This window comes from Microcystis sp. T1-4, assembly GCF_000297435.1.
Classification (GTDB): domain Bacteria; phylum Cyanobacteriota; class Cyanobacteriia; order Cyanobacteriales; family Microcystaceae; genus Microcystis.
On record NZ_CAIP01000160.1, the window covers coordinates 1 to 10023 of the forward strand.

8 protein-coding genes and 1 pseudogene are annotated in these 10023 nt (G+C 40.6%); 8 read left to right on the forward strand and 1 reads right to left on the reverse strand.

Features of this window, described 5'->3' with window-relative positions; translation table 11 throughout:
• The 6 genes and pseudogenes from MICAI_RS09705 to MICAI_RS09730 form a co-directional block, all read left to right on the forward strand.
• Positions 1 to 410 (forward strand): transposase (locus MICAI_RS09705; protein ID WP_039899940.1); only part of this gene is annotated, 410 nt, incomplete at its 5' end.
• A 236-nt stretch (positions 411 to 646) separates the two neighbouring features.
• Positions 647 to 748, forward strand: a pseudogene (locus MICAI_RS23655) (transposase); the annotation flags it as partial.
• Positions 749 to 1179: 431 nt separating this feature from the next.
• On the forward strand, positions 1180 to 2019 hold the full coding sequence (locus MICAI_RS09715) for a glycosyltransferase family 2 protein (protein WP_008201034.1): 840 nt from the start codon (positions 1180 to 1182) through the stop codon (positions 2017 to 2019).
• A 117-nt stretch (positions 2020 to 2136) separates the two neighbouring features.
• Complete coding sequence (locus MICAI_RS09720; RefSeq protein WP_008201036.1) at positions 2137 to 2844, forward strand: glycosyltransferase family 2 protein; 708 nt, start codon at positions 2137 to 2139, stop codon at positions 2842 to 2844.
• Positions 2845 to 3000: 156 nt separating this feature from the next.
• Positions 3001 to 4227: a glycosyltransferase family 4 protein gene (locus tag MICAI_RS09725; RefSeq protein WP_008201038.1), complete on the forward strand. Its 1227-nt coding sequence runs from the start codon at positions 3001 to 3003 to the stop codon at positions 4225 to 4227.
• 40 nt (positions 4228 to 4267) lie between these two features.
• On the forward strand, positions 4268 to 5248 hold the full coding sequence (locus MICAI_RS09730) for an NAD-dependent epimerase/dehydratase family protein (RefSeq protein ID WP_008201040.1): 981 nt from the start codon (positions 4268 to 4270) through the stop codon (positions 5246 to 5248).
• A 23-nt stretch (positions 5249 to 5271) separates the two neighbouring features.
• Here MICAI_RS09730 and MICAI_RS09735 read toward each other — a convergent pair whose 3' ends face one another.
• Positions 5272 to 7980 carry a bifunctional acetate--CoA ligase family protein/GNAT family N-acetyltransferase gene (locus tag MICAI_RS09735; RefSeq protein ID WP_008201042.1) on the reverse strand — a complete coding sequence of 903 codons (2709 nt, stop codon included), beginning with the start codon at positions 7978 to 7980 and terminating at the stop codon, positions 5272 to 5274.
• A 249-nt stretch (positions 7981 to 8229) separates the two neighbouring features.
• Here MICAI_RS09735 and gcvH point away from each other — a divergent pair, with 249 nt between their 5' ends.
• Positions 8230 to 8625, forward strand: a complete 396-nt coding sequence (gene gcvH / locus MICAI_RS09740) for a glycine cleavage system protein GcvH (protein ID WP_008201043.1) — start codon at positions 8230 to 8232, stop codon at positions 8623 to 8625.
• A 159-nt stretch (positions 8626 to 8784) separates the two neighbouring features.
• Positions 8785 to 9957 carry a molybdopterin-synthase adenylyltransferase MoeB gene (moeB, locus tag MICAI_RS09745; protein WP_039899941.1) on the forward strand — a complete coding sequence of 391 codons (1173 nt, stop codon included), beginning with the start codon at positions 8785 to 8787 and terminating at the stop codon, positions 9955 to 9957.
• Positions 9958 to 10023: the final 66 nt, after the last annotated feature.

Here is a 10023-nt window from a genome sequence, read left to right on the forward strand (position 1 = left end):
CCATAACTCATGAAGTTATTCTGGTTACGAATGACACTTATATTACAGCAACTCAAGTCTGTGAACTTCTTAAAAAAATAGCTGCTTTAGGAATAACTATTCCCATCACTCTAGTCTTAGATAATGCCCGCTATCAAAAATGTAAAATTGTTGAAGAATTGGCTCTTTCTTTGTCAATAGAGCTACTCTATTTGCCGTCTTATTCGCCTAATCTAAATTTAATTGAAAGGCTGTGGAAATTTGTCAAAAAGAAATGTTTGTATGGTAAATACTATGAAAACTTTTCTGACTTTTCTTCAGCTATTTATGAATGTCTGAATGATGCCCACCTGAAACATAAAAAAGAACTGGATTCCTTGCTGACTCTACGATTTCAGAAGTTTAATAAATCTCAGATTATGAACGTCTAAAGTATAGACAACCGATAACCTTAGAAAACTCTTGTTCGCTTTCCAGTGTTAGCTGGTTAAAATTTTTCTTTACCTAAAATGTCGGATGAATGCCCCCGCTAAATTTTTCGACAAGACATCAACCTTTGCGGGGGATGAAATCCGACCAGGATATTAACTGCGAAGCACGATTTTAATTCTACCATTTGTAGGTAAACTGTGTTATACTTAATTTATCTAGGGTCGAGGATTAATCAATGCTAGTCGTAGAAGCCAAGTAAAAAAACGGGACACCAGAGCAATATCACCGGCTTGATGAAGCTATCAGAACTTCTCAGTTTGTGCGTAACTCTTGTGTTACTTTGATGGCTACTCTATGCTGTCGAGACTACTGGTTGAGTGTGGTATAGTAGGAACAATATGTTTTATTTGGATATTTTGGAGTAGAGCTAATCAAATAAGAGACTTCTTTACTAGGATTATCCTCATCGAAAATCCTCTCCTTAGAAAGCATTACCTGTATCTAGCGAAAATAGGTCTAGCGATATCTGTAGGTGCCATGTCAGAATTAGGATTTCTGATGCTCAATCGTCCTAGTTACTGGAATGTTGTCTTTCCTTTGCTGTTTGGAATTTGTTTTAAATCTAATCTTTCTTTTTTTTATTTTGATCAGGGTGAGCGCATCTCAAACGCTATTGACAATTGGCCAATTTTGTGATCCACTTGACATGAGTTTTCAAATGCCCTATAAGATTAAGGTGTATTTGAAATAGCGAAGAAGTTAACCATTATGCTATCGACTCACAAGCAAGTACCTATTTTCACCATTATTGTGGCTGTTTTTAATGGAAGAGAAACTCTCAAACGTTGTCTTGAGAGTTTCATCCATCAAACCTATCCTGAAAAAGAGTTAATTGTTATTGATGGAGGTTCTGATGACGGTTCTGTAGAAATTATTCAAGCTTATCAAGACCAAATAACATACTGGGAGTCTCAACCAGATAGAGGACTAGCTCACGCTTGGAATAAGGCTCTTGACAAAGCGGCTGGAGATTGGATATATTTTCTGGGCTGCGATGATTATCTTTGGAGTAATGATACATTAGAACTGGTAGCAAACTTCATACAAGAAATTTCTGAGCCAGTTAAGCTCATTCATGGTAAAGTTGTTAGATTCCTGCCCAATGGGGAATTGCTGGATACTCAAGGTCAACCTTGGCAGGAAATGCAGAAAAAATTTATGAATCTAATGGCTATTCATCATCAGTCTGTCTTCCAACATAAAAGTTTATTTGAAGACTATAGCTATTTTGATGAATCATTTCGTTTAACTTGTGATTATGAATTATTACTAAGGTCTTTAAAACAAGAAAATCCCGTCTTTATAAATGAAGTCATCGCAGGAGTATTTTTGGGAGGAATGGCCAACCGAGCAATGAACAGGTTGAAATTTTTTCAGGAAATTTCAAGAGCGATTAAAAAGCTAGATGCTCCAGTCAGTCCATTGCTTTTAGTATTCTGTTATATAAGGATATACATAAGAATGACATTAACTATAATTCTCGGAGAGGAAACAACTGATAAATTTTCGTTTTTTATACTGAAATTGGGAAACCATTTACCTAGATAAAAATTCGGAAAATATATTTTTAGTTTGATAGTTCAAGGATTTTTTCAGCTTGTGATTTTCTGAAACAGGCAAATTCATAGGATATCATTATTTGCTATATCATGGGAAAATTTTTAAATGAAAATATCAGTTTGCATGGCAACCTATAATGGAGCCAAGTTTCTAGAAAAACAAATCAACTCTATTCTTCCCCAGCTATCATATAATGATGAACTGGTAATAGTTGATGATTGTTCATCTGATCAAACGGTCAACTTGATTCAGAAATTTACTGATTCTCGGATAAAATTATGGGAAAATACCAGAAACTTAGGAGCAATTAAAAACTTTGAAAAATCGATAACCAATGCTGAAGGGGATATCATTTTTCTCTGCGATCAAGATGATATTTGGTGTCCTGATAAAATCTCAGAATTTGTCAACATATTCACTCAAAAAAAAGAAGTAACATTGGTTATTAGTAATTTACAGGTGATTGATGAAGATGATAATTTAATTGACGATTCACAGTTAATAAGCGAATTTACTGCTGGAATGGTTCCTAATTTAATCAAACCGAGATTTCGTGGATGTGCCTTAGCTTTTAGGAGAGAAATGCTGAATTATTTTCTACCTTTTCCAAAAGATATACCAATGCACGATATGTGGATAGGATTGGTCAATGAAATTTACGGTAAAACCTTTTATCTTAAGCAACCTTTAGTTCAATATCGAAGACATAGTAACAATGTTACTTGTGAACATCGGTCATCAATTTTACAGATAATCAAATGGAGATACGCATTATTCAAAAATTTACTATTTTTATTGCTCAAAAAAAAATAAGTTCTAGATAGCAAGTTTACAATCTAAACTGAAAAATGGTCAAACCACATCGCTCTTTTATGGTTGCTACAAATTGTCGTTACTCACCCTCAGTGTCGTGGGGATAAAATTGTTAAAATATAAACCTAATAGATAAAAGGGATCTTAAACTCTACTATGAGCAGAATCATCATACTGACAGAACTATACTTTCCTGAACAAACCTCCACGGGATACCTACTGACGAAAACTGCTGAAGGACTAGCGAAAGAATATAAAGTTAAGGTCATCACTGGTCCAGCAACAAACTTCTTTTTAGCAGAGAAATCGCCTCCACAGGAAACTATTAACAATGTTGATGTTATTCGCTGTGCAGGAACAACTTTTAATAAGGATTATTTTTTGGGCAGGATATTAAATATCCTGACTCGAACCATAGCAATTTTTTTGAAATGTTTGATTTTGTGCCAGCGAGAAGATTGCTTATTAGTAGTTACCAACCCTCCACTTTTACCCCTTGTTGCTTTACTAATCAAATGGTTAAAGAATTGCCTTTATGTTTTGCTAGTTCATGATGTTTACCCAGAGGCACTAATAGCAACCCAACTGGTGTCGTCCTCATCTTGGCTAGTTAAATTACTGAATATTGTTAACAAAATAGTTTATGAAAATTCTATAAAAATCATCTCTCTGGGCAGGGATATGAATCAATTAATTGCTAGTAAGTTGTCAGAAAAAAAAATAGAAAAAATTGCTCTTATTCCTAACTGGTCTGACGATGAGATAGAACCTACGGACAGGCTGAATAATTCTCTCTTAGAAAAACTAAATATTGGTGATCGATTTATAGTTATTTATTCTGGTAATATAGGTAGAACTCATGGTATAGAATACCTGGCTCAAGCAGCGGAAAAGCTAATAAATAATCAAAATATTCACTTTATAGTTATCGGCTATGGCGCTAAAAAAGATTGGTTAGTTGAATATAAAGAAACTAAAAATCTAGAAAATATCAGCCTTATGTCTTTTCTACCTCGCTCCGAGCTAATCACCTCCCTTAATGCTTGTGACATCGCTTTTATTGGATTTGTACCAGGAATGACTGGTGTATCGGTTCCTTGTCGGATGTATAATCAAATGGCTGCTGGTAAACCGATTATTGCAATGACCGATGATTCGTCTGAACTAGCTCAGGTTGTTCAAGAAGAAAATATTGGCTGGGTAGTTGCACCAGGAAATCTTGATAAATTAGTGGAAACTATTGAATTTGCGGCATCTCATCCTGATATATGTAAACAAATGGGCGACAGAGCAGCTGTAATATCTAAAACTAAATATAATTTTGATCTTACTGATCAGAAATATAAACAACTTTTCCGAGATATTTTTGCTCAAACAACTTAATAAAGATTAAAGCAAACCATGTTAACTGTATTGATTTTTTATGCAAAAACTTCTCATTACTGGAGCAACAGGCTTTATCGGTAGCTATCTTCTACCAATTTTATCTCAGCAGAAATTCCAGATTACTGCAGCAGGAAGAAAGAATTTGTCTCAGTCCTTATCTATCCCAATTAAAACTATCAAAGTTGGCAATATCGATGAAAAAACTAATTGGCAAGAGGCACTACAGGGAATTGATATAGTCATCCATCTAGCGGCTCGCGCTCATATTATCAACGAAACTATTCCCAATCCAGAAGCGGAGTTTATTAAGGTTAATACTCAAGGTACAGCTAACTTAGTTGAACAATCAATTCAAGCAGGAGTTAAACACTTTATTTTTATCAGTTCTATCGGTGCGATGACAACTCAAAGCGATAGGATACTCACAGAAAACTCTCCCTGTCACCCTGATAGTCCCTATGGTCGTAGTAAACTACAAGCGGAACAAGCTTTAATTAACCTTGCCAAAGATAGTAACATGACTTGGACAATCCTTCGTCCTACTCTGGTTTACGGTCCTGGTAATCCGGGTAATATTGACCGCTTGATGAAACTAATTAAACGGGGATTACCTTTACCTTTTGGTGCGGTAAAAAATCGTCGTAGTTTTGTCTTTGTGGGTAACTTAGTTGCTGCCATTATTACCTGTTTAGATCATCCTAATGCCGCTAATCAGATTTTTTTAATTAGCGATAACCAAGCTGTTTCTACTCCCCAATTAATTCGACTCATTGCTCAACAAATTCAACAACCCTGTCGATTGCTGCCCGTCCCCACTACCTTACTTAGATTCTTAGGTTATCTGGGTGATAGAGTAGAATCCATAACAGGGAAAAACCTCCCTTTTAACACCTATAGTATCGATCGCTTGCTTGGTTCTCTTGCCGTTGACTCTAGCCATATTCAAAAAACCCTGGATTGGCAACCTCCCTTTACTTTAGAGCAAGGATTAGCCCAAACAATTCAGCCAAAAAATTAGTGATCAGCTGATCAAAAAAGGCTTCATAATTCAAGTTCCGCTTTGACAAAATCGGCAGTTTTATAGAGAGAAAACCCCACTTTAGCGGCTATTATCTGCATAGCGCGGTTATCCCTTAAAATTTCCCCTTCGATTCCCTCTAATCCTTCCTTTTTGCCAATAGTGACCAAACGCTGTAGTAATTCAGTACCAATTCCTTGACCTTGATAGTCATCCCTAACTAATAGGTCAAATTCCGCCACATTAACGCCATGCAGTTTATTTAAGCGTCCTATAGCGATAATTTCTGGTTCTTCCGTCTGATCGTTATTAATCTCTACCACTAAGCTCATTACTCGATCGTAGTCGATAAAACAAATGCGCGTAAGACGATCATAAGCGGTTTGGCGATCAAGATTGACAAGGTGAAAATAACGATAATAAATAGTTTCTTCCGAGAGATAATGGTGAAATTGTCGCACTAAAGGCTCATCCGCTGCCCGAATTGGACGAATTAGCACCTTTAAGCCTCTTTTCGTCGTCCAAAGCCCTATATAATGTTCGGGATAGGGACGAATCGCCGGATGAGATAACTTTTCTGGGGGAGTAGTTGGAGGATGAAGAAGGATAGAAGCGGAAAGGGCGATTAATTGCTCTGAATCGGCAAAAAAGGGATTAATATCGATAGTTTTAATGCGAGGTTGTTCACTAACCAGGTGACTAAATCTCACGATTATTTGCTCCAAATTCGCTAAATTAAGCGATTTAAGCCCATTTGTCCCGTGAAAAGCCCGATAAATTTTGGTTTTTTCTAAAAGTCGGCGAGCGAGATTAGTATTTAAAGGAGGTAGAGCGGTGGCGTAATCTTGAAAAATATCGACTAAACGGCCGCCAGTACCAAAAATTATCACCGGTCCGCACTGATCATCGTAATTAGAGCCGATAATTAACTCATATCCTCGATCGATTTCTAACATCGGTTGAATACTCACCCCGAGAAAATGCTCCCGACCCACTTGTGCGCTAACATTAGCTTCGATCGCCTGATATGCTTGTGCGACTGCCATAGGGGAAAAAAGCGGCAATTGTACCCCACCCACCGCGCTTTTATGGATAATCGTCCTCGAATGCAGTTTCATCACCACGGGATAACCGAGAGATTCAGCGAGATTAACTGCTTCTGCGGCACTTTCAGCAATTTTAGTGACAATAACAGGGATTCCATAAGCTTTGAGTATATCTAAAGACTCTGGCTCACTGAGAATTGTTCTATCCCCTGCTTGCTCGATAATCTGGCTCACTAAAACTCGATCGGAGCCATTTTCCCTGGAATTGGTTAAAATTGGCGTTTGATAAAGACCGCGCAGATTCTCCTCATATTTCCAGAGCAAATTAAACACCCGGGCCGCCGAATCGGGATAGCGATAGGTGGGGATACCCTGCTGATTTAATAACGCTACTCCCTCTGCAATGCCCTCTCCCCCCATCAAACTTGCTAAAATGGGTTTTTTGCTATTTTGAGCGATTGAGGCGATGCTACGGGCAATTGCTCGCAGATCGGTGTTAAAGCGAGGCGAGAGAATCATCAACACCGCGTCGGTATGTGCATCCGCTAAAGCGATCTCTAGGGCGCGAGCGTAGCTATCGGGATCGCTGCCGCGACGCAGATCGATGGGATTTCGTGGGACAATATCCGCGGGAACAAGAGGCGCTAGTTGTGCGATCGTTGCGGGGGTAAGGGTTGCCAGTTGTCCATCCTCCGCCAGTAAAGCCGAGGCCGCTAAAAGAGCGGGAGCAACACCATTGCTGATGATTGTCAAGCGTTTTCCCCGGGGAAATCGGGGAATTTTCGCTAAAACTTGCGTGATATTCAAGAGATCGGCCAGTCTTTGTACTTCCACAATGCCACAGCGAGCAAAGGCAGCGGAGAGAGTTAGCTGATCGCTGGTCAATTTGCCAGCATGGGAAAGAGAAGTGGGGTCAAAGTCGGTACTGTGGCGACTAATGGCGATAATTGGTTTATTTAGGGCAACTTCTCGGGCCGAGGACAGAAAAGAGCGGGCATTATTCAGGGATTCCAGGTAGATAACGATGCTTTTGGTTTGGGGATCGTCTCCCAAATAATAGAGTAATTCGCCCCAATCCACATCTAAAAGGACTCCGAGGGAGATAAAGTGACTAAAACCGACATTTTCGCTTAAACTCCAATCAAGCACGGCAGCCGCGATCGCGCCACTTTGACTAATCAGGGCAATTGAACCGGTTTTCGGCAGGATGGGGGAAAAGGTGGCGTTAAGATTTTGGCTGAGATTGCTGATTCCTGAGCTATGGGGACCGATGATGCGTAATTTTTGACCAGCGATCGCTTTAATTTCCCTGAGTAAATTTTCCCCCATCTGGCCGGTTTCCCGAAAACCCGTGGAGAGAATCAGGGCGCATTTAACCTGTTTTTCGACAGATTGGGCGATAATAGCGGGAATTTCGGGAGCGGGGGCGGTGATAATTACCAGATCGATCGCCGCTTGGATATCCTCTAAACTGTTATAGGTGGGAAGATCGAGCCAGTTTTCGGGGTGAGGATTAACTAGATAAAGGCGGTGCTGACCGGGATTATGATGGAGATTATTTAAAAGAGTGCGATCGAGTTGGGGATTTTGGCGATTAAATCCCACCACAGCGATGGTTTTTGGCTCAAAAAAGGCTCTTATAGTTTGATGTTCGCCACCGCGAGGATCTAAGATGGAATTTAACATAAGTAAGCTAGGAGGCATTTAAACTGGGTATTGTTAAGTGAGCTAAAAAAGCAGCTAACCCTTACTGTTCCAGTGTTCTGTGGCGTTCCCCGATCAATCTAAACCAATTCTAGCTGTTTAATCAGGGTTCGATCGGTGTAATTAATTTTGTCTAGGCAGCGATCGGCAATAAAACAGCCCTAGCCGATGAACATTTTCCCCAAGAAATCTAGTAAACTAACTGATGCTGTAAATATTTAGAGACAGACGATGGAACTGGAATATCCCGAGGATTTGAGATACCTAGAAACCCACGAATACGTCAGACTCGAAGGTGAAATCGCTACCTTGGGAATTAGTGCTTTTGCCGTCGATCAATTGGGTGATATCGTGTTTCTAGAATTGCCCGAATTGGGAGAGGCGCTGAAAGTGGGTAGTAGTTTCGGCACGATCGAATCGGTAAAAGCGGTAGAAGATCTTTATCCTCCCGTCTCGGGAACCGTAGTCGATCGCAATCAAGCGATGATTGACTCCCCCGAATTAATTGCCGATGATCCCCACGGGGAGGGTTGGTTATTAAAAGTGCGGGTAGAAAATCCCGATACTGCCTTGGCTGATACCCTCTCCGCTAGTGAATACCGCGCCCAAGTAGCAGGGGAAAGTTAACTAATATTAACAACAGGGAGCCAGACCCTCACACTATCATAGGCATAGAAAGAATTAAAAATCCAGGAAGCGATCGAGTCTTCCTGATTTTTGTCTCTAAATCGTGCTGAGACGAAATTCTTGCCCGAATCGAGTGAGGTTTCACTATTTACCCAATCTATGCTAAATCCTAATCTCGCAGCGATCGAACTTTCCCAAGAGGAGGTTCAACGCTACTCTCGACACATTATTCTGCCCGAAGTGGGCTTAGAAGGTCAAAAAAAACTAAAAGCCGCCAGTGTTCTCTGCATCGGCACCGGGGGACTCGGTTCCCCGCTTTTACTCTATCTAGCGGCGGCTGGCATCGGTAGAATCGGTATTGTTGACTTTGATATCGTCGATAGTTCCAATCTGCAACGTCAAATTATTCACGGCACTTCTTGGGTAGGTAAACCGAAAATTGTTTCCGCTAAGGACAGAATTCTAGAAATTAACCCCCATTGTCAGGTGGATTTGTACGAAACCCGCATAAGTTCCGAAAATGCCCTTGACATTTTAGCCCCCTATGATGTAGTCATCGACGGGACCGATAATTTCCCCACCCGTTATCTGACTAATGATGCTTGTGTTCTTCTCGACAAACCCAACGTCTATGGCTCAATTTTCCGCTTTGAAGGACAGGCAACCGTTTTTAACTACCAAGGCGGTCCCAACTACCGCGATCTCTATCCCGAACCGCCACCACCGGGGATGGTTCCCTCCTGTGCCGAAGGCGGCGTTTTAGGGGTTTTACCCGGAGTAATCGGCACAATTCAAGCCACAGAAGCCATTAAAATTATCCTCGGCGCTCCGGATACCCTCAGTGGTCGTTTACTGCTTTACAATGCTTGGGAAATGAAATTCCGCGAGTTAAAATTGCGTCCGAATCCCATCCGTCCCGTCATTGAAAAACTAATTGATTACGAACAATTCTGCGGTATCCCGCAAGCGAAAGCACAAGAAGCGGCAGAACAGCAAAAAATGACAGAAATGACCGTAGTAGAGTTAAAAGCACTACTTGACAGCAATGCCAATGATTACATTCTCATCGATGTGCGTAATCCCAACGAGTACCAAATCGCTAAGATTCCCAACTCGGTGTTAATTCCCCTACCCGATATCGAGAATGGTGCGGCAATTCCCAAAATTAAGGAATTAGTCAACGGTTATCGTCTTATCGCCCATTGTAAGATGGGGGGACGTTCCGCTAAAGCCCTCGCTATCCTCAAAGAGGCAGGTATCGAAGGAATTAACGTCAAAGGTGGCATCAGTGCCTGGAGTCGCGAAGTCGATTCCACCGTACCAGAATACTAATTTTAGCCCTTGGGTTTTGGGGTTTTGGGTTTTAGGGTATTAGTCAAATTCCCCCATCACCCCATT